A 25,965-nucleotide genomic window follows, 5' to 3' on the forward strand; every position below is an offset into this window, starting at 1 on the left:
CACGCCCTGCGGCGCGGCTGCCTGCGGTCGGTCTCTCGTACGTCACCCAAGAGCCGCCACCGCCTGCTCCACCGACACGAGACCTTCGTGCGCGATCTCCAACTGCTCGACAGCCACTTCGTTGCGCTCCGCGTGCAGATCGGGGCCCGTCCACTTCGAGGCAAGGCCGCCGCGGAAGGCCCACACCGCACCGGGCAGGCCGGCCGCGTCCATCAGCAGCACCGCGCCACTGCGGCGCGCACCCAGCGGATTGCTGAGCCCCGCCTGGTACCAGGCCCACAGACTCGGCCCCCGGGCCACCCCGCGGTGCAGCACGATCCGGTTCCAGGAGTGCCGCACCGGGAACTGCCGGACCCGGTCGTTGACTCCACCCTCCGGATACGCCGTGACCTCCAGCTGCGCGCCGAGCCCGGCGACCTGCTGGAAGGCGCCCTGCGCGGTGAGCGACAGCAACGCCGCCTGCGCGGGCGGCAGATAGGCGGCGGCCGGGCCAAGGACCACCAGGAACCGGAACTTCGGCAAAGGCTCGGTGAAGAACTCCAGCGCCCGCTCGGTCATCCCTCCACCACCTCGAGTCGGTCCCGCCGGCCCATCAGGAGCCGGACGGCGATGAATTCCATGGGGGCGGCCGGAGCCACCTCCACCTGGCAGATCAGCTGCCCGAGGGCCATGAGCTCCGGAGGGTTGAGCCCTTCGTCACACCTCACCCGGAAGGCCTCCGCCGGCCGTTCCCCGGCCAGGGCGCCCGCCTCGAACAGGCCGAGCAGAACCTCGGTGAGGCCCTGCACGAGCAGCAGCCGCAGACCGGGTGAGTCGGGCTCGAAGAGCAGCGGTTCGGCCACGGCGCGGGCCGCCCGCACCAACCGATGGACCAGCCTGCGGTGGGCGATGAACCAGCCGTCGCCCACACCCCCGGCCCGCAATTGCGGCACGGCGGTCCGGCCGCCCCACACGAGCGGACCCCGGCCGGCCGGGCAGCGAAGCAGATTGGCGCCCGACGCGTAGACAGCCGCTTCCTGCTCGGGGCGCAGTACATGGGCGAGGTCGACGACGTCCTCGAGGGCGGCGTTGGCCGGGGTCGCGAACACGCCCCGCTCACGGTCAAGGCGTGCCGCTGTTCCGGCGACATGGCCGGAGGCAGGCACCGTACGCAGCGCCGACGGAGTGGCGGCCAGCGGATCGGGCACACGCAATGGTGGCCAGTGCACAGCGCAGGCCTGCAGTCCTGCTGTGTCGTGGCGTTGTCGCAGGGCGTCCATCCAGACGGTGGTCCGCAGCGTCGCCGCGGCGGGGTCGGAGACCCAGGTGCCCGTGAAGGGCGGGTCCAGCAGGGCCAGTCGGTCGAGCGCGGCCGCGCACTCCTCGACCAGCAGATCGGCCAGCTGGTCTCGGTGGCCCTCTCCGACCCCGGAGCGGTCCAGATCGGGCAGCGCGAGCAGAGCGGGTTCCGGCAACTCAGCCATGGCCCGTACGGCCTTGGTGTAGGCGTCGGCGAGGGTCCCGCTGTCATCTGGGCTGCCGGGGGCGGGAGTTCCTCCCGTGAGGGTGGCCGTGTGCGTTCCCGCGTGGGCCGCCCCTGACCGGTCGGCGGGTGCGGGGCCGTCGGGGAGCAGCCGGACGAGCCGGGAGAGCGCCGCCACGGCGTCGGGGAGTTCGGGGGCGCGCAGCCAGCCGAACGACTCGGGAGACTCACCGGGTGCGTCGATTCGCGCGAGTACCTGAGGGTGTCCTGCGCCTGCGCCTCCGGCCGGACGGTGACGGACCGTCACCCGGGTTCCGTCGGCCCAGCCGCCCGGCGATGCGGCTGCGATGCGGCAGCCTGCCTCAGGGGCGAAGGGCGAGGGCGCCCCGGCCGGCCAGGCGGCCGCGGCGGAGGTCGGCCCCGCCGGCTCCGTCCGCAACACCCACAGCGCGCTGCCGCCGTTGGCGAAGAAGCCCCGGATCGCGTACGGCAGATCGAGCGCGCTGTCCAGGCCGCCGAAGACAGCCGTGTAGGCCGCCCAGTCCGTGACGCGCACAGGGGCGGCCAGCGGGCCGCGCCGGGTGCGCCCGGCGAAGCAGGCCACATCGGTGCGCAGGGGCTGTACCGGATCGGCCGCGGCGAGGGCCGTCGCGGTCAGTCCCGGCAGCGACGGTCCGGCGGGCAGGGGCGGTTGTGGAGCGGATGCGGGCACGGCGGTCTCCGGGTCACACGTCGATCTGGAGTGCTTCGACGCAGAGTTCTAGGGTCTCCATCGCGATCTCGTTCTTGGTCGCGCCGAGTGAGGGGCCGGTGTACTTCACCGGCCAGGCGCGGTCGAAGTTCCAGCGCATGACTTCCTGGCGGTTCTCGTCGAGAAGCATGATCGACCCGGTGGCGCGCAGAGTCTGGCCGTTCATCGACAGCTTGACCCAGTTCCAGAAGTCCGGATGGCCGGTGATGCCGCGCTTCAGGACCAGGTTGGAGTGTTTCGTGAGGCCCGTCTGCTTGGTCACACGGTTGTTCTTGTCGCTGCCGTTGCGGTACTCGATCGGCTGGATGTCCACGGTGAGCCCGGAGACCTCGGTGAAGGACGCCTGCACGTCCTGGCCGTCGGGGGCGACCCCGGTGACCTGAACGAGGAAGTTGTAGACGCCGTACGGATCGTTGCGCGTGATGGGTGGCACAGCCGACCCCTCTCTTCTGCGGCGGCTGCCGCGTTATCGGTGTCGCGGCGCGGGCGTTGTTCAGGTCGCGATCGATTCGCGGGTCGCTTGCTGGATCCGCACTATCACGAACTCGGCCGGGAAGACGGGGGCGACCCCGACCTGGCAGATCAGACGGCCTTGCGCGAGGTCGTCCTCGGTCATCGTGGTGCGGTCGCAGATGACGTAGAAGGCCTCTTCCTCGGTGGCGCCGGGCAGCGCACCGGATCGCCAGACCCCGGCCAGGAAGCTGCTGATGCTCTGCCGGACCGAGGCCCACAGTTCCTCGGCGTTGGGCTCGAAGACGACCCACTGAAGGCCTTCGTCGAGTGACTCTTCGATGAAGAGGAAGAGCCGCCGGACGTTGACGTATCGCCATTGGGCTTCGGCGGGCGGTGCCAGGGTCCGTGCCCCCCATACCCGTTGGCCCAGATTGGGGAAGGCCCGAAGCACGTTGATCCCGACGGGATTCAGGGTGTCCTGCTCACGCCGTGTGATGTCGGCGGCCAGGCCCGAGCCGGGGACGATGCCGCGCAGCACGATGTTGGCCGGGGCCTTGTGGACCCCTCGCTCCAGGTCCGTCTTGGCGTATACGCCGATCATGTGCCCCGACGGGGGCGCCTGTGCGATGCCGTCGCCCGCTGGATCTGGCACCTGGAGCCAGGGGTAGTACAGCGCTGCCCGGTCAGTGGACAGCGGTGCACGGAAGGTCCTGATGTCTTCGAGGTTGGCCGCGGGAGGGCCATCGAATACGGCGAACCGGTCGCCGAGCAGCTCGCAGTGGGTGGTGAGGCCTTCCAGGACCGTCTCGTCCCAGACACCGGGCACGGCGCAGATGGAGACCTCGTCGATGTCCTCGAGCGCCTGGATGCCCGTACGGTTCCCGCTGCCGCCGTCCACGCCGATGTAGGAGGCGGCTGTGAAGGTTCCTGTCCCGTCTGTGAGATTCAGGGTGGCGAGTGGCAGGTTCGGATCGGTCCTGGAGACAAGCTTGCCCAGGAACGGCAGCGGGGCGGCGCCGATCGTGAGGGTGAGCAGCGCGTCCGGATTCGCGGCGACGGCTGTTTGGAGCTCCGCCAGGGTTGCGGTCGGCGGGTCGGGCTCCGAAGGGATCGTCAGGGTATGCGCCGGTACGCCGGTTGGTTTGTTGACGATCTCCAGCCGGAACCTCACCAGCCTGAGGGTGTCGCCCGCGATGGCCGCCGGCGCGGGCGGGCGGTCCAGGGTGAGCGAGAAACTGGTCGTCTTGGGAGGGCCCACGACCGTGTTCTCCGTGGGAGGGCCCACGACCGTGTACAGACTGGGGTCGCGTGTGGTGTCGGTGGGGATGAGGAGGACGGTGTCTTTGTCTTTGATCGCGCCGGGACTGGCGAGCGTCACGGTGTTCGGAGGGCTGCCCGCGGGCGGTGCGACGACATTCAAGGCGGCACCCCGCGTGAGCTGCAGCAGGGCTTTCAGAGTGTTGCCGTGCTCACCCTTCTGCCGTGCCTGCGCGGTGAGGACCATAACGGCCGCCGCCGGCGGCACGGGATCCTCTTCAATAGTCGCGGAAGCAGCAGTGCTGTCGGCCGGGGGCATGACCCGCTTGACGTAGAGCAGTTGGCCGCCGTTGTCGAAGAAGCCCTTCACTGCCAGCGGCAGAAGCCACCAGCGTATTTTCTTCCCGTTGGCGGTGAGGACATCGGCGTCGCTCGGCCGGGGCAGGAAGCCGCCGAAGAGGCGATGGAAGTCCTGCAGACTGGTCACTAGCTTGGGCTTGCCCGAATCCGGGCCCCGAGCGGTCACCCCGACCATGCCGGCGGTGCTGGTGCCGACCCCGGTGATGGGCCTCGGACCGCTGGAGATTTCCTCGACAAAGACGCCTGGGCTGAGATATTGGGGCATCGGGGCTTCCTCCGCTACGGGATCTCGATGAGCTGCTCGGTACCGCGGATGTCCTGCGCGGTCAGATGGACCGACGCCTCGGGGCCGCCGGCCTGGCCGGGAGCCGCGAGCGCCGTGACCGTGAACCACTCGGCCTCCGGTTCGGCCGGGTTCGCCGGGGGCAGCTGCGGCTTGCTGCCGACCAGCCGCAGCGGCAGCCGGAAGGTGCCGTCCCATGCCGTGGCCGCGTACTCCATCCAGTCGGCGACCCGCGGGACGTGGCCTGGGTCCGCGCGGGCCCGGCCGGAGACTGCAGCTCCCGCCACGGCCGCGCCCGGGGCCCCGCCACGCCGCACTCGCCCGCGCAGCAGCCTGGTCCCGGGCGGGAACGGGTAGGCGGGCAACGGATACAGCCGTACGCGTGTCACCGGAGGCGCCGCGGACGCCGGGGCGTCGAACTCCACGCCGGCCGGGTGCTCGGCGGCCAGAAGATACGGCGAGATGAGCCGGATACGCAGACGCTGCACCGCGCCAGGAGCGGGAGCCGGATGCGCACTCGCCAGGGACGGCAGTACGACCACACCGCTCGGAGTGGTCACGACCGGAACATCGTCCTCAGCGGCCCATCGCCCGCCGGTCAGGAGCCGTTCGACCACGGCGGTGACCCGTAGAACGGGCGCGCGCCCGGTGAAGGCGTCCAGCGGGAGCAGACAGACCGGTCCCGCCGCGATCCGTACGGTGTCCACCGCCGGTCCACCGGCCCTCATGGGCGTACTCCCGCGATCTGTCCGACGTCGACGGCACCGCCGGTGACGGCGGAGTCCGTGGTGATGTCCCGGGAGGCCAGATTGACCACCCTCACCTCGTAGTTGAGGGAGAGCCGGTACGGCTGCGCGATCGCCCACCACACCTTGGCCCGCTCGTCGAGGGACAGCGGGGCCAGGCGCAGCGTCAGCGGCTCCCCGGCGTCGGCCACACTGTTGCTCTGCGCGGCCGCCACGAGCTGTGGGGCCTGCAGGATGGCGTGGTCGTACAGCGCCCGCATCGCCGAGCCGAGTAACCGCTGTTGTGCGTCTGGGGTTTTGCCGGTTGGAATGACCAGATAGCGCAGCAACAGCGCCATGTCGGCCCTGCGGCGCTCCTGCAGGATCGCGCCGCTGACCGGATCCTCGACGACGGTGCGGCGCGGAGGCCGGTTGCGTGTGCTCGGATCCTCGGTGACCTCGTAGAGGAAGAGCTCGAGACCGAGCGTTCCACCGCCTCCGCCCTGCTGTTGCCCGACGAGTTCGACGAGACGCACCTGAGCCGTGGGATCGGACTCGTGCACCGCGGCGGTGAGCACCTGCAGCAGGATGTCGGACACATCGGCGATCACATCGGGACTGCCCACGGCGATCACCCCCTGATCGTGCGGCTGCGGCACGTATGCGTCCCGACAGCTGCGGGCCGGACCGGTCAGCTACCACCGAGGCTAGGCGTGGGGCGCATCCCGGTTCTTCCGGGAAATCCCTTGCATCCCCCTAGGCTTGGTGCCGCACGTGGGTGATCGGGTGGGCTGTGCGGCACCGGAATGCGGGCTGGTCGGACTGCGCTTGGAGCCCGGGACGGCAGGGGTTGAGTCACAGAGCTACGGCCAGCTGCCGTACGGCTCGCCACGCTCGACGAGCGACGGCCAGCGGGGAAGGCGTCGCGTTCGTGGACGCCGACATCGCTCTGTAGACGGTGATTGCCGCCGCCCACAATCCTGTTACCCACCGACCTGTTGTCGCCGAGTTCACGCTCGCTCTGTGGCTGGCCCTGATCGACCTCCTGGATTTGGTTGATGTGTGGTAGGCGGAGAACGACCACGATGGTGCCGCGCGTCGCTTGGTGGAGAGCGTCACGGTGGGGGACGTTGACGCGGCGGGGCGGGCGGTACTGCAGAAACTGGCGCTCATCCAGGGGGAGGCGAAGGAGGACAAGGTCTGGTACGGGCCTCGACTGACGCCGGTTCAGGTGCTGCTCCTGCCGCAACGGGCCAATCTTGGCAACGAGTTCAGTAATCACATCGGGCGTCAGTCCAGTGATCCGCTGGCTTCCAAGGAGCTCTTTGAGAGCGGCCGCTGATCGGGTGCCGGCGCTGGCGGCAGATGCGGGCGAGGCCCCTGGGGTGTTCTGAGAGGTGCTTGACGTCTCAACTCTTCACCTGAGGGGTCCCGTTGGTTCCCTATCCTGCCTGTGGATGGAGAGTTGCTGTCCCAGGGCATGGTCTGGCCCGTATCCTGCCTGGCTCCTTCCGGGGATGCCCTGAGTGCGATCTGTCGGCTGTACGCGGGGCTGTGCATCTGCCTCCGGGCGGGAGCCGTGTCCGTATAGGGGCCGTGCTTCGGCATCGTCACAGGTCTGACCGCTCTCTCGCCCGGTGTGCCGTCCGTCCGGTGCTGTGATGTGGGGAGACATGCAGTGGTTTCCCTCTTGAGGGCGTCCGACCAGACCGAGATCGTCATCGGTGTGGACACGCACAAGGACTGCCATGTGGCCGTCGTCCTGAGCTTGCTCGGCGTGGTGCTGGGCGGCCGGTCCTTCCCGACCACGGCTGCCGGGACCTGCTGACCTGGGCCCAGGAACTGGGTCGCCTCACGAGGGTCGGGGTCGAGGGGCACCGGCTGCTATGGGGCGGGCCTCACCCGGACTCTGCGGGCAGCCGGCATGCAGGTCATTGAGGTCAACCGTCCCAACCGGGCGATGCGCCGTCGGCGGGGCAAGAGCGATGCCGTGGACGCGGAGGCAGCCGCCTGAGCCGTGCTTGCCGGCACCGGAACGTCCTGGCCTCTGTCACGGCCGGAGCGGTCACCGGAGCCGCGACTGGCGCCGGGACCGGTGCGGCACAGTGGGCGCACTCCCTGCTCAACGACCTGCAGCGCGCCTTGCCTTGACGAGCACACTCCCAAGTGCCCGGCCTCCGCCTATCAGGCCTACTGTCGATCCGGCCCGCTGTTCAACTACCCACCGTCAGTAGGGCACCGTGTCGCACCAGGTTTCCGCCCAGGCTGCGGCGCCGTACTTGTTGGCCGTGCGCACTGTCACGCGCAGCCGCCACCGCGGCGCCCAAACGAAACCGCCTATCCGCCCACAGCCGCCGCCCCCGCCTGGAACGTCTTCCGGTACGCCTGCGGTGACACCCCGATGGCCGCCTGCAAGTGCTGCCGCAGCGACGTCCCGGTGGCGAAACCGACCTCTGCCGCGATCCGGTCGACCGCGAGATCGCTGGACTCCAGCAGATGGCGGGCCCGGTGCACCCGCTGCTGGATCAGCCACCGGCCGGGACTCGTGCCCGTCTCCTCCTGGAAGCGGCGCGCGAACGTGCGCGGGCTCATCCGGGCGTGCGTCGCCAACTCCCGCAGGGCCAGCGGCCGGTCGAGGTGTTCCATGGCCCAGGCGCGGGTCGCGGCGGTGCCGGTGACGCCCTCGTCCGGCACCGGCTGCTCGATGTACTGGGCCTGGCCGCCCTCCCGCCACGGCGGTACGACACAGTGCCGGGCGACCCGGTTGGCGACCGCGCTGCCGTGGTCGGAGCGGACCATGTGCAGGCACACGTCGATGCCGGACGCGGCGCCCGCCGAGGTGAGCATGTCGCCGTCGTCGACGAACAGCACGTCCGGATCCAGGTCGACCTGGGGGAACATCCGCCGGAAGAGATCCGCGAGCGACCAGTGCGTCGTCGCGGGCCGCCCGTCGAGCAGCCCGGCCGCGGCGAGCGTGAACGCCCCCGTGCAGATGGACACCAACCGCGTGCCCGGCCTGATCCGGGCGAGCGCCTCGCGCACCGGCTCCGACAGCTCGGCGGTGATGTGCCGCAGGTCGAAGGGCGGTACGACCACCGTGTCCGCGCTCTCCAGCGCCTCGGGGCCGTGCTCGACGGTGATGCTGAAGTCGGCATTGGTGGCCAGGGTGCGTTTGTCCGTCGCCGCGCAGGTCACCACCTCGTACGCCCCGGGGACCAGCGGGAAGACGCGGTTCGGGATGCCCAGCTCGAAGGGGTAGACGCCGTCCAGAGCGAGGACGGCCACGCGGTGCGGGCGAGCGGCACGGAATTCCATTGAAGCCATGGCACGATTCTATCGCTTAATGGCTATCTTGCCATTGTCCAGGTCAAGCCCTTGCCGCAGGCTGAATCCATGACCAAGAACACCGCTTCTCAGCAGGCACAGCAGGCGCAGCAGGCAGAGCCGACTCAGCCGATCATGAAGGCCATCAGCCAGGACGTCCTCGGCGATCCCGACGTACTGAAGGAGATCGAGGTCCCGCGCCCGAAGCCCGGCGTCGGACAGATCCTCGTCGCCGTGCACGCGGCGGGCGTGAACCCGACCGACTGGAAGCACCGCGGGCTCGGCTACTTCCTGGGCGAGCCGCCGTTCACGCTCGGCTGGGACGTGTCGGGCGTCGTCGAGGCGGTCGGCATCGGCGTCTCGCTGTTCCAGCCGGGCGACGAGGTCTTCGGGATGCTGCCGTACCCGTACGGAGTCGGCTCGCACGCCGAGTACGTCACCGGCCCCACCCGCGCCTTCGTGCCGAAGCCCGCCACGCTGAGCCACGTCGAGGCGGGCGCGCTGCCGCTGGTCGCGCTGACCGCCTGGCAGGCCCTCGTGGACAACGCCCATGTGGAGGCGGGCCAGCGGGTGTTGGTGCATGCGGCGGCCGGCGGTGTGGGCCATGTCGCGGTGCAGATCGCCAAGGCGCGCGGCGCGTACGTCATCGGCACGGCCTCCGCCGCCAAGCACGAGTTCGTACGGGGCCTGGGCGCCGACGAGGTCATCGACTACCGCACCGCCGACTTCGTCAAGGAGGCCCGCGACATCGACGTGGTGCTCGACCCGCTGGGCGGCGAGGACCGGCTGCGCTCCCTGGAGGTGCTCCGGCCCGGCGGCATCCTGGTGTCGATCCTGCCGGGCAACTTCGGTGAAGTGGCCGAGCGCGCCGCCGAGTTGGGGGTGCGGGCCACGGACATGCTGGTGGAGCACGACCAGGCGGGCATGGCGGCGATCGCGGCACTCGTCGAGTCCGGGCAGCTGCGGGTCCACGTCTCGGACACGTATCCGCTCGCCGATGCGGTCAAGGCCCACGAAGAGGGTGAGACGGGCCGCGTCACGGGGAAGCTGGTGCTCACGGTCCGCCCGTAGGTGCCAGCCGGTTGTACCGGCGCGACGGTGACGAGGGGAGGGGGCACTGGCGCGCGCCAGTGCCCCCTCCCCGGTCCGACGCCCCGCGCGTTTTCCCGGCCCCGATGCCCCGCACGTCGAAGTCGTTGACGGGGTACCTCTTCGATCGCCAGGTACACGGGCCATACTGGTCGGGCCCCGATCACCCACAGAACGACTCCATGGCCAAGAACAGCAACTCTTCGACCACCGCCCCCGACACCGCGTGGCTGGGGCGCGGGCGCCATCTCGGGCCCGAGCCCGAGCAGGACGTCCGGCGCAACCTGATCGCCCTCAAGGCGGCCGGGGTGCTCGACGACTTCCTGGACCTCGACCCCGTCGAGGCGGCCCGCTCCACGGTCCTGCACCCGCGGGACGAGTCCGCCGACCCCGGTCCGTCGGCTCGCCGCCTCTTCGAGGCCCGCTGGCGCGTGGCCGACGACGTCACGGTGCGCGCACAGCTGACCACGTACGACCCCGAAGCCCGCCGCAAGGACGGCGAGGGTGTCACCTGGGTCATCGCCGCCGAGGCGGAGCGTGCGTGGGACGCGCGCTGGCCCTCGCCCGCCACCATGTTCTGGCCCGACAGCGACCAGGTCGCCTGGGACCATGACACGGTGCCGGGCCTGCGGCTGCGGACGACGAACCACCTGCCGAAGGACGACGACGAGCTGCGCCGCAGGCTGCGGGAGTGCACCCGGCAGAGCTGGTGCATCCACATCGTGGTGCACGAGGCGATGACGCCGGACGCGAAGGGGCAGCGGCCCATCGCGGAGTTCCTGCCGCCGAGCCTGCGGCACCGCGTGGTCGAGCACCGGGGCACGCCGGAGCAGGCGCAGATCGCCGACTTCGCGATGAAGCGGGAGCTGAGCGTGCGCATGCCGCGCGGCGGCGCCGTCGTGCTGCCCGCGGCTCCGCAGGGCCCGGATTACGACGCGGAGCGTTTCACGGTGCGCAGCGTCTTCCTGGACGGCTCGGAACCGACCGAACTCCTCGACAGGATCAAGGAGTTCGCCGTGCTGCCGCGGCCGCTGCCCGCCGAGGCCGAGCAGGCCCTGACGCGGCTGCGCCGGGGCTGGCACCTGCTCACCCCGGACGAGGAGCTGGTGCACGCCCAGTCCATGGTCGCCAGGTACGCCGAAGAGCTCGACGCCATGACGAAATCCCGTGACCTGTACCAGGAGGCTGCCGAGACGGCGCACGCCGCGCTGGCCGAGGTGACCGGCGGCGACGGTGTGCCCCGGCCGTCCGCGCCTGGCCTCGCCAAGGCGGACGGCTCACCGCTGGGCTCCCTCACGAAGGCGTTCGGGCGCTTCCGGGGGTCGAGCAAGTAGTTTCCGGGGTTCGAACAAGTAGTAGGGCGCGCCGCTACCGAGGGCTCCCGCCCGTCACGGCGCGTCCAACCTCAGGGCGCGTCCACCTCACGGCGCGTCCAGATCCACCTCAAGGTCGTCCGCCTCTGTCCAGAAGCCCTCGTCCGCGTCCTGGAGACGGGACGCGGCGTGCTTCAGGTGACGGCGCACGGCGGTGCGCGCCGCCCGCGCGTCGCCGGACTCGACGGCCGCCAGGATCGCGTGGTGCTCGACCCGGACCGCCTCGATGAAGTCGCCCCGCCGCGCCTCGTTGGCCCGTGTGACGCGGATGCCGCTGCGCAGCACCTCTCCGAGGTACCGCACGGTCGAGACCATCACCGCGTTGCCGGTCGATTCGGCGATCGACTGGTGGAACGCGAGGTCCTCGTCCACGCCGTCGCCGCCCGCCGCGACCGCCTCGTCGATCGCGGCCAGGGACTGCCGCATCCGGTCGACGTCCTGCGGTGTGGCACGGGTGGCCGCGAGGGAGGCCGCCTCACCCTCCATGGCGCGGCGGACTTCCACGATCTGCAGCACCTTGGCCTTGGTGTCGGATGCCCCGGCCCCGGTCTCCGCCTCGAGGTCGAGCGGCCGGGTGCGCCGGGGCATGACGAACACGCCCCGGCCCTGCCGCGGTTCGACCAGGCCCGCGTTCCGCAGCCGCGAAACGGCCTCGCGGATCACGGTGCGGCTGACGCCGAGCTGCTTGACCAACTCGACCTCGGTCGGCAGCTTGTCGCCCTCGGCCAGACGTCCGGACTCGATCTCCTCCGCGAGGATCGCGGCGACCCTGTCCGCGAGCCGTACGGGACCACTCACCTTGGAGAACATGCTCGTCAGTCTATCCGTCAGGCCCCGATCGCCCCTGGCGCGGGCAGCGAACCCGCCGCCACCGCATCGGGGTGGTCCGCCACGTACGCCCGTACGACCGACTCGAAGTTCTCGTCGGGCGCGAGACCGAGCGCGGTGGCGCGCGCGTTGTCGAAGGCGGCGGGCCATGAGCCGACGATGGCCTCGACGGCGGGGTCGGGCGTGACCGTCACCAGATCGGCGACGGCGTCTCCGGCCACTCGGCGCAGCGTGGCGAGCATCTCGGCGACGGTCACCGTGAGCGCCGGCAGGTTGACCGGGAGCCCGCCGTCGAGCTGCCCGGGGCCGTTGCCCCGCTCGGCCTCGGCGATGCGGAGGATGCCGTCGACCGTGCGCCGCGGAGAGGCCAGCGCGACCCGCAGTTCGGGGCCGACCGGGCAGGTCGCGGGGAGGTCGGAGAGGGGCTCGCGGATGATGCCGGACAGGAAGCCGGAGGCGGCCGCGTTCGGCTTGCCCGGCCGCACCGACACCGTCATCAGGCGTGCCACACGCCCGTCGACGAAGCCCTTGCGGGTGTATTCGGCGACCAGCATCTCGCAGACGCGCTTCTGCGTTCCGTAGCTCGACTGCGGTGTGGGCAGCGTCGATTCGCCGACCACGGGCGGCAGCGGCAGCGCGGGGTCGGAGCCGTAGACCGCGACGCTGCTGGAGAACACGACCCGGGGCGTCGGCCCGCCGGCCGCGGACTGCGCGCGGGCGGCATCGAGCAGCGCGCGGGTGGTGTCCAGGTTGGCGCTCATGCCGAGGTCGAAGTCGGCCTCGCACTCGGCCGAGACCGCGGACGCCAGGTGGATCAGGACGTCCACCGGCCGCGCGAAGATCTCGTCGAGACGCTCGCTCAGGTCGCCCTGTACGACATCGACCAGCGGCTCGGCGGCAAGGGATGACCCGGCAGGGACGAACCGGTCGGCGAGCACCAGGCGGTCCACGGGCGTGCCGCACAGGGTCCGCCGCTTCAGCAACGCCTCGGCGACCTGCTGCCCCAGGAAGCCGAAGCCACCGGTGATGACGATCCTCATGCGCGTTCTCCTCGGTTGTTCTTGAGCCGGCCGTGGCTTTTCAGCTGGCCGTAGTTCTTGAGCCAGCCGAGCCCCTCGCTCGTACCGGAGCGGGGGCGGTATTCGCAGCCGATCCATCCCTCGAAGCCCAGCTCGTCGACGACGTCGAACAGATACCGGATGTCGAGTTCGCCCTGGTCGGGCTCATGGCGGTCGGGCACGCCCGCGATCTGCAGATGGGCGACGCGGCCGGTGGGAAGGTCGCGGCGCAGTGTGGTGGTGAGGTCGCCCTCGACGATCTGGCAGTGGTACAGGTCGAGCTGCACCTTGAGATTCGGGGCGCCCACCTCCTGCACGATCGCGTGTGCCTCGGCCTGCCGGTGCAGGAAGTAGCCCGGCATGTCACGGCCGTTGATCGGCTCGATCAGTACGTCGATGTCCACTGCGGCGGCCCGCTGCGCCGCCCAGGTGAGGTTGTCCAGGTACGTGGCGCGGTGCTCGGCGAGCTGTGCGGGCGTGGCGTCCGCAGGCCGGAGACCGGCCATCACGTGCACTTGGCCGCAGCCGAGCGCCACGGCGTATGCGAGCGCCCGGTCGATCCCGGAGCGGAACTCGGCCTCGCGGCCGGGCAGCGAGGCGATGCCACGTTCCCCGGACTCCCAGTCGCCGGGAGGCGCGTTGAACAGCACCTGGCGCAGGCCGTGCTCGTCGAGCCGTCGGCGCAGTTCGGTGGGCTCGTGGTCGTACGGGAAGAGGTACTCGATGGCGTCGAAGCCGTCCGCCGACGCCGCGGCGAAGCGGTCGAGGAAGTCGTGCTCGGTGTACATCATGGACAGGTTCGCGGCGAACCTCGGCATGCTTGCTCCTGTGCTGGGGCCGGGACCGGACCCGGGACCGGACCCGGTCATCGGTTGACGACGTCCTTCTTGGTGGTGAGCACCGCGGCGGCGCCGATGACCAGGCTGAGCGCCAGGACGTACATCGGGATGGAGGTCGATCCTGTGGCGTCCTTGAGCCCGCCGATCATGTACGGACTGACGAAGCCGGCCAGGTTGCCCACCGAGTTGATCAGGGCGAGGCCGGCCGCGGCCGCCGTGCCGCCGAGGAACGCGGTGGGCAGCGACCAGAACAGCGGGGCACAGGTCAGCACACCGGCCGCGGCGAAGGACAGGGCGACCAGGGACAGCACGGTGGAACCGCTCCACCCTGCGGCGAGGGAGAAGCCGACCGCGCCCATGAGGCTGGGTATCACCAGGTGCCAGCGGCGCTCGCGGCGCTTGTCCGCGGAGCGTCCGAACAGGTTCATCGCGATCAGTGCGGCCAGGAACGGCACGGCGCTGAGCACGCCGATGGTGAAGTTGTCCTCGATGCCGGTCGACTTGACGAAGGTGGGCATCCAGAACGTCAGGGCGTACTGGCCCATCACGAAGCAGAAGTAGATGAGGCACATCAGCCACACCTTGGGGTCGCGGAAGCCGTCCCAGACCCTGCCGTGCTTCTGGTGCGCGGTGTCCTTGGCGATCGCCGCCTCGACGATGGCCTTCTCCTCGTCGGAGAGCCACTTGGCGCTGCGCACGTTGTTGTCGAGGTAGAACATCGTGGCGACACCGATGAGGAGCGCGGGGATTGCCTCGAGCAGGAACATCCACTGCCAGCCGTCCCAGCCGTTCCGCCCGTCGAAAGTGTCCATGATCCAGCCGGAGAGCGGGTTGCCGAAGATGCCGGCCACGGGGATCGCCGACATGAACATCGCGATCACGCGGGCCCGGCGGTGCGACGGGAACCAGTAGGTGCAGTAGAGGATCACACCCGGGTAGAAACCGGCCTCCGCGGCGCCGAGCAGGAAGCGGAGCACGTAGAACATCGTCTCGCTGGTGACCAGCGAGAACGCAGCCGAGACCAGACCCCAGGTGATCATGATCCGGGCGATCCAGGTGCGGGCCCCGATGCGCTGCAGCATCAGGTTCGACGGGACCTCGAAGAGGAAGTAGCCGATGAAGAACAGACCGGCGCCGAGACCGTACGCCGCCTCGCTCAGGCCCAGGTCGTCGGACATCTGCAGCTTCGCGAAGCCGACGTTGACGCGGTCGAGGTAGGAGAAGACGTAACAGAGGATCAAGAAGGGGACGATACGGAGAACGACCTTGCGGAATACGGCGTTCTCGCGGGCGAGGTCGGGGGCCTCGGCCGTCGCGGTGGACGTGGACATGCTGAATCCTTACTGCGGCTCAGGGGATTCTCCGACGGGCGGTGCTCGATCACCAAGAGAGCGATAAGAGAGCGATCACCAAGCGGCGCTGAACGCGGCCTTGAGTTCGTCGAGAGCGGGGACGGGGAGCGGCTCGGGGCGACGGTCGGTCAGGAGCCAGAGACGTGCCGTTTCCTCGAGTTCTTCGAGGACGGCGAGAGCGGACGCGGCATCCGGACCCCAGACCACGGGGCCCAGACGGTCGAGCAGTACGGCCCTGATCGGTGTGCGCCGCGCGGCGCGATCAGCGATGTGGCCGGCCACCAGATCGGCCACGCGGGGATCGCCGGGCCGGTGGTAGGGGATGAGCGGGACGTGCCCGACCTTCATGACGTAGTACGGCGTGAGGGGCGGGAGCACGTCGTCCTGGCTCCACACGCCGGCCAGGGTGAGCGCGACGAGATGTGTGGAGTGGGTGTGGATGACGAACCGTGCGGTGGGGTCGGCGGCACAGATGCGCCGGTGCAGGGTGAGCGTCTTGCTGGCGCGGTCGCCCGCGCTCTGCTCGCCCGCGGCGTCGACCAGGGCGAGGCGCTCCGGGTCGAGGAAGCCGAGGGCTGCGTCGGTGGGCGTGATCAGGTGGGAGTCGCCGACCCGCGCGCTGATGTTGCCGGCGCTCGCGTGGACGTACCCGCGGGCGAACAGGCTAGTGCCCACCCGGACGATCTCGGCGCGGGCCTCGGCCACGGCGTTGGTGGCAGTGCTCGGGAGCTGGCTCATGAGGTCTCCCGGTCGAGACGGGCGTCTCGGTCGAGGTGGGCGAAGGACGCGGTGAAGAAGTCGGGGCCGCCGAAGTTGCCGGACTTGAGCGTGATGTGGAGCGTCTCCCCGTCGGGGAGGGCCGCCGCGCACCACGGCACACCGGGGTCGATCTGCGGTCCGATGCGCAGGCCCGTGAGCCCCAGCGCCTGGACGACGGCGCCCGAGGTCTCGCCGCCGGCGACGACGAGCTGCCGGACACCGAGGTTCACCAGGCCCTGGGCGACGCGGGCGAGGGTCTGCTCGACGAGCTCACCGGCCTCGGCGACGCCGAGCCGCCCCTGGACGTTCTTGACCGCGTCGGGAGCCTCGGTGGAGTACACGAGGACCGGCCCGTCGGCGAGGTGCGCGGCGGCGAAGGCCAGGGCCTGTCCTGCCACGTCCTCGCCGGCCGCGATCCGCAGCGGGTCGACGCTGAACGCGGGGCGGCCGCCGCGCAGGAACTCCAGGACCTGACCGTTCGTGGCGGTGGACACCGACCCGGAGACGATGGCCTGATGGCCGCCGGGCGGGGGCAGCTGGGCGGCGGCGGGGGAGGGCTTGAACCCCCAGTTCGCGGGCAGGCCGATCGCGAGCCCCGAACCGGCGGTCACCAGCGGCAGCTCCTTGACCGCCGTACCGAGCCGTACGAGATCGTCGTTGGAGACGGCATCGACGATCGCCGCGCCCACGCCTTCCCCACGCAGCTCGTCGACGCGCTGCCGGATCGCGTCGGCACCGGCGGCGACCGCGGTGTGGTCGATGAGACCGACGGGCCGCGCAGTCTGCGCCCCGAGCACGGACACCAGGTTGGAGTCGGTCATCGGCGTCAGCGGGTGATGCCGCATACCGCTCTCGCTGAGCAGTACGTCGCCGACGAAGAGATGTCCCTTGAAGACGGTGCGCCCGTTGTCGGGGAATGCCGGTGTCGCGACGGTGAAGTCCGTGCCCAGGGCGTCCATCAGGGCCTCGGTGACGGGCCCGATGTTGCCGGCCCGCGTCGAGTCGAAGGTCGAGCAGTACTTGAAGTAGATCTGCTCCGCGCCCGCGGACCGCAGCCAGTCCAGGGCCCGCAGCGAGGCCTCGACGGCGTCGGGCGCCGGGGTGGTCCGCGACTTGAGCGCGATGACGACGGCGTCCGCGTCGACCGGGCCCTCGGTGCCGTCCTGCGGCACGTCGATCAGCTGGACCACGCGCATGCCCGCGCGTACGAGGTTGTTGGCGAGGTCCGTGGCGCCGGTGAAGTCGTCGGCGATGCAGCCGAGGCGGATTCCCATGGGTCAGACCTCTTCCTGCTCGGTCGGCTCGGCCGGATCCTGCTCGGGCAGCTCGATCCCCGGGAAGATCTTGATCACCGCGCTGTCGTCCTCGCCGCCCAGACCGGAGGCCGATGCCTGCAGGAACATCTGGTGGGCGGTGGCGGCCAGCGGCAGCGGGAACTTCTCCGGGCGGGCCGCGTCGAGCACGAGCCCCAGGTCCTTGACGAAGATGTCGACCGCGGACAGCGGCGTGTAGTCTCCGGCGAGCACGTGCGCCATGCGGTTCTCGAACATCCACGAGTTGCCCGCGCTGTGCGTGATGACCTCGTAGAGCGCATCGGCGGGCACGCCCGCCTTGATGCCGAGCGCCATCGCCTCGGCCGCGGTGGCGATGTGCACGCCCGCGAGAAGCTGATTGACGATCTTGACCTTGGAGCCGATGCCGGCCTCGTCGCCCAGGCGGTAGACCATGCCGCTCATGGCCTCGAGCACCGGGTCGGCGATCGCGTACGCGGTGGGGGCGCCCGACGTCATCATGGTGAGGTCGCCGTTCGCGGCCCGCGCGGCGCCGCCCGAGATGGGGGCGTCCAGGTAGAGCACGCCACGCTCGGCGAGGCGCTTCTCCAGCCCGGCGGACCAGTTGGGGTCGGCCGTGGAGCACATGACGTAGACGGAGCCCGGACGCAGCCGCTCGGCCGCGCCGTCGGTGCCGAAGAGGACCGACTCGACCTGCGCCGCGTTGACCACGACGCCGACCAGGACGTCGACCTCGGCCGCCAGCTCACCGGCGGAGGCATGGGCGGTCCCGCCGTCCGCGGCGAAGGCCGCGGCCACCTCGGGGCGCAGATCGTGGACACCCACGTCGAAGCCCGCCGTGCGCAGGCTGCGCGCCATGCCGAGCCCCATGGCTCCGAGGCCCACCACGCCGACGCTCGGTCGTGCCGGCCTGTCCTGGTCGTTCATGCCCATCCTCGTCTCGCTGTGCCGGGGTGCGGGCCCGGCTCTCAAATCCGTGCGGCGATCGGGTCATATGATGACCTGCGGACAGGGAAACTTGAACTGTGATGCCGGTCACATGTTCTGGAGTCGGACGGCTGCCGCTCGCGGCGACGTGACGGCTGCGGCACGCGAAAGGCGCCCGACGGGAGGGATTCCCGTCGGACGCCTTCGGCGGATCCACGCTCAAGTGGCCGCCTGCAGAAGCCTCTTGAAGCCATGACTCGGCGGGCTGCCGTGGAGCGCGCTGGCCGAGCCGCTCACGGCCTGGCCGGCACCGTCCACTTCTGATGGGAGCCGCCATTGCAGTCCCAGATGACGAGCCGGGTGCCGTCGGAGGTGTCGCCGCCGGGGATGTCGAGACAGCGGTTGGCGGCAGGGTTGCGCAGGGCGCCGTTCTCGTGGCGCCACTGCTGGTTGGTGCCGCCGTTGCAGGTCCACATGATCGCCGGGGTGCCGTTGGCGTGCGCCCCGTCCTTGACGTCGAGGCACAGGCCCTGGCCCATCAGATGCAGGGCGCCGTCCTTGCCGAGCACCCAGGCCTGGTTGGCTCCGCCTGTGGGGCCGTAGACGATGGCCGGGTCGCCGCTGACATTCCGCGAGCCGTCGACGACCTTGCCGCCGAGGCCGGTGATCGGGCCGCGCACCGAATTGCCGACGGCGTTGGTCTGCAGGGTGCCGCCGGACACCTGCTCGACCCGGGTGTAGTCGGCGCAGGTCGCGCTCGTGCGCGTCGAGGAGACGCTCGCCGTCACCGCCCCGTCGTCGCCCACCGGCAGGTCGAACTTCGCCTGGGAGTACGGCTGGTCGTCGCAGGACGCCTTCGGGTTGTTCCACTCGAAGTACTCGGTCCAGTCGACCATGCCGCTCGGTGAGATCTGCGTCGACCCGGCACGGATGCTGCCCAGCTTGAAGGAGGCGCCGGTGGTCTCGTTGGTGACCGTCACGCCGAACCAGCGGTCCCCCTCGTGAGCCACCCGTGTACGGAAGGTGTGCCCCTCCTTCCAGTCGGTCTTCAGGCGGCAGCTCTTGCCCACGCCCTCGCCGCCGAAGTCGACGCAGTAGCTGTCGCCGGTGCCGGGCTTCGCCTCCGTCGCGTCCCACAGCGAGAACAGGAAAGTGCGGGTCTGGCCAGGGCCGTTGGACTGCATCCCGGTGTAGGCGCCGCTGCCCGCGGTGAAGCCGAACTGGTGGCTCCAGAAGATGTTGGAGGCGGGCCCCGCGTCCTTGGTGACGGTCGTGCGGAAGGTGACGCTGTTCAGGCCCCCGGTGCCGGAGGGGAAGCCGTAATGCGTGTACGAGCCTGGTGTGTCGGACGCCGATGCGCTGCCGGCGGTCGTCATGACCGTCCCGACGGACATCGCCAGGACCGCCGCGCCGGCCAGCGCACCGCAGCGCGCCCGTCGTCTACGGGGAGGGGAGGTTGTCGCCATCGTCAGAGCTCCTTCCGGAGGAGGGGTGGCGACAAGGAGAGTGCCCGTGCGGCGTCGCTCCGCCCATGGACGGGTGCGCATCGGCACTTGGACTTAGCTCATGCGCCCTGGGCGTTGTACCAGCGCCACTCGGTGAGCCGTGGACGATCGGGCAGGTCGATACGTCCAGTTGCCCACAGCAGGGTGTCCCAGGCGTCGGAGCCGATGACGACGTGCGGGAAGAGCCTCTTCAGGACGTGTGCGCACAACTCCTTTGGCGGAGACCACTCCAGGCCCAGCCCCTGGGCGATGTCATGCGTGTGCACGAGGGTCTCGACAACACCCATGGCGGCAAAGCCTTCTGGGCCCGAAGGTCCGAAGACGTGGAACGCGACGGTGGTGGAAGGGGCGGTGCGCAGGACGGACGCCAGCAGACCGCCGCAGGCCTCCAGGACGGTCAGGAGACCCTGCGGGCCCGACGCCCGCTTGACGAAGAAGACATTCGCCGGCCCACCGCTCCGGTCGCTGTCCGTCCGGAACGGCAGCACCGCGGACGTCGGCGGCTCCGCGAGCCCGAACCTCGCGGCGTAGGTGAAGAGGTCATCGGCCAGATGCTCGAGCGTCTCCCAGCAGGTCCACTCAAGGGTTCCCGCCTTGGCTTCCCAGCCTTGGGGGTCCGCGTCCCTCAGGGTCTGGATGGCCAGAGCCACGATGTGGCGTACGTCGTCCGCGTCGATGGCGGTGGTTGTCGTGTCCGACGTGTCTGCGCTGTGCATGCGGTGGATCGTAACAATGGCGGTTTGCCAGGGCTTTTCGGCTATCCGCGGTGGGCGGCCTCGCTCCCGAACGTCTCGTCGCAGTTCTCCTCCACCGTCTCCGCGAAGGCCCTGGCCAGGGGGGACAGCGCATCCCAGCGGCGTACCGCCCAGCCGGTCCACAGTGTGGGGAGTTCGGGGATCGGGATCAGACGCAGACCGGGGTGCGTGGGGCCGTGCCAGCCGGGCAGGTCGGGGACGACCGCGTGGCCCAGGCCGAGTTCGGCCAGCAGGATCGCCGTGTCCCAGTCGGCGACGCTCGTGTCGGATGTCGTCCGGACGCCGCACTGGGCCAGCCAGGCGTCCAGGCGGGAGCGCGACGTCGCATTCTCGGGCAGGCCGATCAGCCGGATGTCCGCGAGATCGGCCATGTCGACACGGGACTTGGCGGATAGGGGGTCGTCGGCGGCGACGGCGAGCACCCAGGGCAGTTCGACGACGGGGCGCTGCTCGATGCCGCGCACGGGTTCCCCGAGCGTGATCCAGGCCAGGTCGAGGCCGCCCGCGAGCAGGGCATCGAAGCAGCTGCGGCTGGAGTGCGCGGTCTGGAACTCCAGGCTGACGTCGGGGTAGTGATGGCGGAACGCGACCACGGCGGCCGACATGAAGTGGCGCACGGTGGTGGCGCCGGTGGTGACACGGACCGAGCCCGACTCGCCGCGCACCAGCTCGCGCAGCCGGAGCAGCGCGTGGTCGATGTCGCCGAGACCGCCGGCCACCGCGGTGTGCAGGAGGTGTCCGGCCGCGGTGGGCGTGACGCCGCGGGGGCGGCGCTCCAGCAGGGTGATGCCGGTCTCCCGTTCCAGTCGCTTGATGTGCTGGCTCACCGCCGACTGCGTGCAGGACAGGTCGCGGGCCACGGCGCTGAGGCTGCCCGTGCGGCATACGGCGGCGAAGACACGGAGGTCGTCGAGGGTCATGGAGGGTGAAGCTACAGCTTGGGGATGGGTAAGGAAACCCGAGGATTGACTTGGCCGTGGCCGGGCGAGACGATCTTTGGCGGGCCCAGGGCGGCAACCCGGGTGGGCCCGGGCGTAGTTCCGGACAGCGCCCGGTCCCTCCTGGGTGCCGACCCTCCATCACACACAACTGATCACTCCCGACACCCAGTACCTGGCCATGCCTTCACCGGAGCCTCCGCGCTCCGGTGCTGGGCCGTGCCCGGAAAGGCGAGCAGTGCACGCACTCGAGACAGCGGCCCTGGCGGCCGCGGCCGTCGGGGCGGGCGGCATCAATGCCGTCGTCGGCTCCGGCACCCTGATCACCTTCCCCACCCTCCTCGCCTGCGGCCTGCCGCCCGTCCTTGCCAACGTCTCCAACACCATCGGCCTCGTGCCAGGGGTGATCACCGCCGCGTATGGCTACCGCCGTGAGCTGAAAGGGCAGTTGCCCCGGCTGCTGCGGTGGGGCGGTGCGGCACTCGTCGGCGGGCTGATAGGGGCGGCGCTCCTGCTGCTCCTGCCCGAAGGGACGTTCCAGTCCGTGGTGCCGGTGCTGATTCTGCTGGCCTGTGTCCTGGTCCTGTTCCAGCCGCGCCTGAACAAGTGGTTGCAGCAGCGCCCCGGCCACGACGGAGCGGACCGCCAGGCGCCCGTGCTGCTCGGGGTGTTGGGAACGGCGGTCTACGGCGGCTACTTCGGCGCGGCCCAGGGCGTCCTGCTCATGGGCCTGTTCGGCACCTTCGTCCGGGACGACCTGCAGCGGCTCAACGCCGCCAAGAACGTACTGGCCGCCATCGTCAACGGCGTCGCCGCGATCGTCTTCATCGCGGTGACGGACGTCGACTGGACGGCGGCCGGCGTGATCGCCGCGGGTTCCACGGTCGGCGGACTACTGGGTGCCCGAGTCGGCCGCCGCCTGTCGCCGAACGTCTTGCGCGCAGTGATCGTCGCGGTCGGCGTGATCGCGTCCGTCGCCGTCATCGCGTAGCAACTGGCGGGAGCATGGGCCCAGTTCGCCGACTCAGTCAGGGATGATCGCTACTGCGTCGATCTCCACGAGCGCACCCGGGCGAGCGTGTCCCGCGGTGGAGACAACCGTGATGGCCGTGCGGTGATCGCCCCACACTGATCGCGACGCCCCGTATCCCACCCGCGCGTCGACCCCGTCGACGAGATAGATGGTGAGTTTGGCGACGTGCTCGGGACCGGTGTTCGCGGCTGCGAGCACGGTCAGTACGTTGCGCATCGCCTGAGCGGTCTGCGCCTCTATGCCGTCGAGCAGGTTTCCGGTGCTGTCGGTGCCGAGCTGGCCGCCGACATGGAGCATCCGGGCGGCGGGCGTGATCACGCCCTGGGTGAAGGCAGGGTTGTGGTGGAGCTCCTCAGGGTCGATGTGTGTCGTCTTCGCGGTCATGAGCTTCTCCTGACGGGTGCCTGGATTCGTGTGCAGGTAGAGGTCGCGCAGCAGGCAGACCTCGGACAGGTGGTGGATCAGCTCGCGGTGGATGTGCAGCACCAGATCGGCCATGGGGATGTCGGGGAAGGGTTCCTTCGCGCCGACCGGGACCCGGAGCCCGGCGTCGCCGAGGTCGCGTACCCCGGCCAGCCAGACGTCGAGTTGGGTTTCGAGCTGGTCGAGCGCCATCTTCGCGCTGTCGGCGTACTCCCAGGTTTCGTACGACGCTGCCGGCGCGCCGAAGTGTGCCGCGTTGCGCGCGGCGAGCAGACCGGTGATGACATGTCCGAGCCGCCAGGCGATCGTCGTGAAGGGCGCGGGGACCGGCTGGGGGTATGCGTATTCCAACGTGAAGTCTCCGGCGCCGAGTTGCATGGGCGCCGTCGAGCTGCCGCGCGGCCGGATGCTCCAGGCGTCCGGCACCGGCGACCAGAAGTACTCCTCGTCGGTGAGGCCGTCGAGACGGGCCCGCAGTTGATGGTTCCAGTGGAACTCAAGCTGCTCGCGCAGCGACCGGTTCACATCGAGTTCGTTTGCGTCCATGGAGCCACCGTGACACCTGAGGCGGACAGGATCGGTCCGCCATCTCTGGCAATGTGGGCGGCATGAACGCGGCAAGCGGTGACGGGCGAGATACGACGGAGCGGGTGCTCACCCTGCTCGGGCTGCTACAGCAGCGGCAGACTTGGAGCGGCCCCGAGCTCGCCGACCGGCTCGGGGTCACGACGCGCACGGTGCGCCGCGATGTCGAGCGGCTGCGCACCCTCGGCTATCCGGTGCATGCCGGCCAGGGCGTCGGCGGCGGCTACCGACTCGGTCCGGGACAGGACCTGCCGCCGCTGCTTCTCGACGACCAGGAGGCGATCGCCACCGCGGTCTCACTGCTCGCCGGCGCGGGTGGCGCGGTCGCCGGCGCCGGCGACGCCGCACTCCGGGCCCTGACGAAGCTTGATCAGGTGCTGCCCAGCAGGCTGCGGCACGAGGTGCGCGCGCTCTCCGGCTCGGTGGAGTCCTTCGACGGAGGCCGCACACCGGTCGACCCCCAGGCGCTCATGACGCTGGCCAGAGCCTGCCGCGACGAGGTCGAGGCCGGTTTCGACTACCCGTCCGGGAGCGAGGTCCGCCGGCGGCGCGTGGAGCCCTACCGCCTGGTCGCATCCGACCGGCGCTGGTACCTCTTCGCCTACGACCTCGACCGCGACGACTGGCGCAGTTTCCGCGTCGACCGGATGACCGAGGCGGTCGCCCGGACCTGGCGCTTCCGTCCGCGCCCGGCGCCGGACGCGGCGGCGTACGTGCAGGAGGGTGTGGCGAGTCGGGTCTACCCGCACCGGGCGCGGTTCCTCGTGCACGCGTCGGCCGACACGGTGCGCGCGCAGCTTCCGGCGTCGGCGGCCGTCGTGCGAAAGCGGGGGAGTGAGCACTGCGAGGTGCTCAGTGGCGCCGCCGGACTCGACGCCGTACTCATGCATGTACTCCTGCTGGGCCACGACTTCGAGGTACTTGACCCGCCTGAGCTCGGGAGCCGCTGCCGCGCGCTGGCGGAGAGATTGATGGCGGCCGGTGCGACCGCCGCACCGGGGCCGGACACGCAGGAGTCATGAGCTCCGTCCTCGTCACGTTCGGCCGCCTTCAGTGAGGTGGTTGCGCCGGGCCTCGCGGTCGAAGATGCCGAGGATCTCCGCGGGGCCGCCGATGGCGCCCACCGCGTGCGGAAGCATGGTCGGGAACTCCGCCGCCTGCCGCTCCTCGACCCGCAACCGGCGCTCGCCCAGGAGGAGTTCGACCGTTCCGGACAGCACCGTGAACCACTCACGGCCGGGGTGCGCCTTCAGCGCGGTGGGGCCTTGCGGGGGCGGGTCGGTCAGGCGCATCCGGGCGACCGTGACGCCCGGTTCGCCGCGCAGCGTCCAGTGGGTCTGGGAGCGGGACCGGTGGTAGGTGGGGTTCGAGACGACGTCTTCGGCGTCGGTCTCGACGAGCTGGTCGAGCGAGGTGCTCAGGGCACGGGCGATCGCGGTGAGCTGGTCCAGGGCGATCCTGCGGTGCCCGGTCTCGATCCGGCTGAGGGTCGAAGGGCTGAGATGGCTGCGGCCGGCCAGGTCGTCGAGCGACCAGCCGTGCGCGGCCCGCAAGGCCCGGATCCGCTTGCGCACGAGGCCGTCCAGATCAGTACCTTCTTGCGTCATGCGCAAGAGTGTATGCGCTGGCCGCAAACCGTCGTACGGTCGGGCGCATGGCACACCCCGCATCGCAGCCCCACTCCCACACCCCGGCCCCGCACGGCACCGGCCCCCACCCTCACGCCCCTGGAGAAGACGGCGCCGGACCGCAGTCGCAGCACAGCCTCGCCGAGATACTCGATCTCGACGCCGCGCTGTTCGCCTCCTACCTCACCGCCGTCACCGGCCGGGTGGCGTGCCTGGCCGGCAGCGACGTCACGCACATCGTCGACCTCGGCGCGGGCACCGGCACCGGTACCTTCGCGCTGCTCGATCAGTTCCCCACGGCCCGGGTGACCGCCGTCGACAGCTCGGCCGAGATGCTGGCCGGGCTCACCGAGGCCGCCCGCGCGCGGGGTCTGGGGGATCGCGTGCACACCCTGCGGGCGGACGCCGGTGCGGGTCTGCCCGGCGTCACGGACGCGGACCTCGTCTGGGCCTCGGCCTCGCTGCACCATCTGGACGACCCCGCCGCGGCCCTGGCCGGGATCCGCACCGCGCTGCGCCCCGGCGGTCTGCTGGCCGTCGCCGAACTGGACGGCATGCCGCGCTTCCTGCCCGCCGACGCCGTACCGGACCGTCCCGGCCTGGAGGCCCGCTGCCGCGAGGCACTGGACGCGCTCCACGCCGAGCAGGTGCCGCACCTGGGTGCCGACTGGGGAGTGTTGCTCGCGGCGGCCGGCCTCACCGTCGAGCGGGAGCGCACCGAGCAGCTGGAGCTGCGCGCGCCCCTGCCCGAAGGCGCGGGCCGCTACGCGTACCTCGCCCTCGGCGGTATCCGTGGCGCGCTCGACGGCCGGATCGACCCCGCGGACCTGGCCGCGTTCGACGCGCTGCTCGACGGCGGTCCCCAGGACGTGCGGCACCGCGACGACCTCGTGGTGCGCTCCACGCGTCAGCTCTGGGTGGCCCGCCGCCCCGGCCAGTAGGCGGCCGTCAGTAGACGGCTGTCAG

Annotated in this window: 26 protein-coding genes; 7 read left to right on the forward strand and 19 right to left on the reverse strand. The window is 70.7% G+C overall.

Going from position 1 to position 25,965, the window contains the following annotated elements; genetic code table 11:
* Positions 1-42: 42 nt before the first annotated feature.
* Genes OG453_RS42295 through OG453_RS42320 form a run of 6 tightly spaced genes read right to left on the reverse strand, consistent with a single transcriptional unit; the run spans position 43 to position 5,950 of the window.
* Positions 43-558, reverse strand: a complete 516-nt coding sequence (locus tag OG453_RS42295) for a phage tail protein (protein WP_266874110.1) — start codon at positions 556-558, stop codon at positions 43-45.
* Positions 555-2,174, reverse strand: coding sequence for a phage tail sheath subtilisin-like domain-containing protein (locus OG453_RS42300; RefSeq protein WP_266874111.1), 1,620 nt, complete (start codon positions 2,172-2,174; stop codon positions 555-557). Before OG453_RS42300 ends, OG453_RS42295 begins: the two co-directional genes overlap by 4 nt.
* A gap of 13 nt (positions 2,175-2,187) precedes the next feature.
* Positions 2,188-2,646: a phage tail protein gene (locus OG453_RS42305; RefSeq protein WP_266874112.1), complete on the reverse strand. Its 459-nt coding sequence runs from the start codon at positions 2,644-2,646 to the stop codon at positions 2,188-2,190.
* A 60-nt stretch (positions 2,647-2,706) separates the two neighbouring features.
* On the reverse strand, positions 2,707-4,548 hold the full coding sequence (locus OG453_RS42310; RefSeq protein ID WP_266874113.1) for a phage tail sheath subtilisin-like domain-containing protein: 1,842 nt from the start codon (positions 4,546-4,548) through the stop codon (positions 2,707-2,709).
* A 14-nt stretch (positions 4,549-4,562) separates the two neighbouring features.
* Positions 4,563-5,294 (reverse strand): hypothetical protein, encoded by a 732-nt coding sequence (locus OG453_RS42315; protein ID WP_266874114.1) that lies wholly within the window; start codon positions 5,292-5,294, stop codon positions 4,563-4,565.
* Entirely contained in the window at positions 5,291-5,950 is a 660-nt protein-coding gene (locus tag OG453_RS42320) for a DUF4255 domain-containing protein (protein ID WP_266874115.1), read from the reverse strand. Before OG453_RS42320 ends, OG453_RS42315 begins: the two co-directional genes overlap by 4 nt.
* A gap of 443 nt (positions 5,951-6,393) precedes the next feature.
* Between OG453_RS42320 and OG453_RS42325 the strand changes: the two genes are divergently transcribed.
* Both OG453_RS42325 and OG453_RS42330 read left to right on the forward strand, forming a co-directional pair.
* On the forward strand, positions 6,394-6,633 hold the full coding sequence (locus OG453_RS42325; RefSeq protein WP_266874116.1) for a hypothetical protein: 240 nt from the start codon (positions 6,394-6,396) through the stop codon (positions 6,631-6,633).
* 336 nt (positions 6,634-6,969) lie between these two features.
* The gene (locus tag OG453_RS42330) at positions 6,970-7,119 is read left to right on the forward strand and encodes a hypothetical protein (RefSeq protein WP_266874117.1); all 150 of its coding nucleotides are present in this window, start codon (positions 6,970-6,972) and stop codon (positions 7,117-7,119) included.
* 509 nt (positions 7,120-7,628) lie between these two features.
* Here OG453_RS42330 and OG453_RS42335 read toward each other — a convergent pair.
* Positions 7,629-8,615, reverse strand: coding sequence for a GlxA family transcriptional regulator (locus OG453_RS42335; RefSeq protein WP_266874118.1), 987 nt, complete (start codon positions 8,613-8,615; stop codon positions 7,629-7,631).
* Positions 8,616-8,750: 135 nt separating this feature from the next.
* On the opposite strand from OG453_RS42335, the gene OG453_RS42340 reads away from it, so the two are divergent.
* Together OG453_RS42340 and OG453_RS42345 are read left to right on the forward strand one after the other, a co-directional pair.
* Positions 8,751-9,686, forward strand: a complete 936-nt coding sequence (locus OG453_RS42340; RefSeq protein ID WP_266874363.1) for an NADP-dependent oxidoreductase — start codon at positions 8,751-8,753, stop codon at positions 9,684-9,686.
* Between the two features lie 200 nt (positions 9,687-9,886).
* Positions 9,887-11,038, forward strand: coding sequence for a hypothetical protein (locus tag OG453_RS42345; RefSeq protein WP_266874119.1), 1,152 nt, complete (start codon positions 9,887-9,889; stop codon positions 11,036-11,038).
* Between the two features lie 87 nt (positions 11,039-11,125).
* Here OG453_RS42345 and OG453_RS42350 read toward each other — a convergent pair whose 3' ends face one another.
* The 10 genes from OG453_RS42350 to OG453_RS42395 all read right to left on the reverse strand — a co-directional run bounded on the left by OG453_RS42350 (position 11,126) and on the right by OG453_RS42395 (position 21,312).
* Entirely contained in the window at positions 11,126-11,887 is a 762-nt protein-coding gene (locus OG453_RS42350; protein WP_266874120.1) for a FadR/GntR family transcriptional regulator, read from the reverse strand.
* A gap of 17 nt (positions 11,888-11,904) precedes the next feature.
* Positions 11,905-12,945, reverse strand: a complete 1,041-nt coding sequence (denD, locus tag OG453_RS42355; protein ID WP_266874121.1) for a D-erythronate dehydrogenase — start codon at positions 12,943-12,945, stop codon at positions 11,905-11,907.
* The gene (gene otnI / locus OG453_RS42360) at positions 12,942-13,781 is read right to left on the reverse strand and encodes a 2-oxo-tetronate isomerase (RefSeq protein WP_266874122.1); all 840 of its coding nucleotides are present in this window, start codon (positions 13,779-13,781) and stop codon (positions 12,942-12,944) included. Before otnI ends, denD begins: the two co-directional genes overlap by 4 nt.
* 47 nt (positions 13,782-13,828) lie before the next feature.
* Positions 13,829-15,133: an MFS transporter gene (locus tag OG453_RS42365; protein WP_266874123.1), complete on the reverse strand. Its 1,305-nt coding sequence runs from the start codon at positions 15,131-15,133 to the stop codon at positions 13,829-13,831.
* Between the two features lie 75 nt (positions 15,134-15,208).
* Positions 15,209-15,892, reverse strand: coding sequence for an aldolase (locus tag OG453_RS42370; protein WP_266874124.1), 684 nt, complete (start codon positions 15,890-15,892; stop codon positions 15,209-15,211).
* Positions 15,889-17,187 carry a 3-oxo-tetronate kinase gene (gene otnK / locus OG453_RS42375; RefSeq protein ID WP_266874125.1) on the reverse strand — a complete coding sequence of 433 codons (1,299 nt, stop codon included), beginning with the start codon at positions 17,185-17,187 and terminating at the stop codon, positions 15,889-15,891. The genes OG453_RS42370 and otnK overlap by 4 nt, the downstream gene beginning before the upstream one ends.
* 3 nt (positions 17,188-17,190) lie before the next feature.
* A complete protein-coding gene (ltnD, locus tag OG453_RS42380) occupies positions 17,191-18,132 on the reverse strand; it encodes an L-threonate dehydrogenase (RefSeq protein ID WP_266874126.1) in 942 nt (313 codons plus the stop codon).
* A gap of 293 nt (positions 18,133-18,425) precedes the next feature.
* Positions 18,426-19,598, reverse strand: coding sequence for an RICIN domain-containing protein (locus OG453_RS42385; protein WP_266874127.1), 1,173 nt, complete (start codon positions 19,596-19,598; stop codon positions 18,426-18,428).
* Positions 19,599-19,696: 98 nt separating this feature from the next.
* Positions 19,697-20,353 carry a hypothetical protein gene (locus OG453_RS42390; protein ID WP_266874128.1) on the reverse strand — a complete coding sequence of 219 codons (657 nt, stop codon included), beginning with the start codon at positions 20,351-20,353 and terminating at the stop codon, positions 19,697-19,699.
* Between the two features lie 41 nt (positions 20,354-20,394).
* Entirely contained in the window at positions 20,395-21,312 is a 918-nt protein-coding gene (locus OG453_RS42395; RefSeq protein WP_266874129.1) for a LysR family transcriptional regulator, read from the reverse strand.
* Positions 21,313-21,568: 256 nt separating this feature from the next.
* On the opposite strand from OG453_RS42395, the gene OG453_RS42400 reads away from it, so the two are divergent.
* Positions 21,569-22,321: a sulfite exporter TauE/SafE family protein gene (locus tag OG453_RS42400; protein ID WP_266874130.1), complete on the forward strand. Its 753-nt coding sequence runs from the start codon at positions 21,569-21,571 to the stop codon at positions 22,319-22,321.
* 33 nt (positions 22,322-22,354) lie between these two features.
* On the opposite strand, the gene OG453_RS45295 is transcribed toward OG453_RS42400, so the two are convergent.
* Positions 22,355-23,332: a DinB family protein gene (locus OG453_RS45295; protein WP_323178746.1), complete on the reverse strand. Its 978-nt coding sequence runs from the start codon at positions 23,330-23,332 to the stop codon at positions 22,355-22,357.
* A gap of 62 nt (positions 23,333-23,394) precedes the next feature.
* Here OG453_RS45295 and OG453_RS42415 point away from each other — a divergent pair, with 62 nt between their 5' ends.
* A complete protein-coding gene (locus OG453_RS42415; RefSeq protein WP_266874131.1) occupies positions 23,395-24,393 on the forward strand; it encodes a YafY family protein in 999 nt (332 codons plus the stop codon).
* Positions 24,394-24,405: 12 nt separating this feature from the next.
* On the opposite strand, the gene OG453_RS42420 is transcribed toward OG453_RS42415, so the two are convergent.
* On the reverse strand, positions 24,406-24,978 hold the full coding sequence (locus OG453_RS42420) for a helix-turn-helix domain-containing protein (protein ID WP_266874132.1): 573 nt from the start codon (positions 24,976-24,978) through the stop codon (positions 24,406-24,408).
* 47 nt (positions 24,979-25,025) lie between these two features.
* Between OG453_RS42420 and OG453_RS42425 the strand changes: the two genes are divergently transcribed.
* Positions 25,026-25,940 (forward strand): trans-aconitate 2-methyltransferase, encoded by a 915-nt coding sequence (locus tag OG453_RS42425; protein WP_266874133.1) that lies wholly within the window; start codon positions 25,026-25,028, stop codon positions 25,938-25,940.
* The last annotated feature ends 25 nt before the right edge of the window (positions 25,941-25,965 follow it).

Origin of the sequence: Streptomyces sp. NBC_01381 (assembly GCF_026340305.1) — a bacterium.
Taxonomy (GTDB): domain Bacteria; phylum Actinomycetota; class Actinomycetes; order Streptomycetales; family Streptomycetaceae; genus Streptomyces.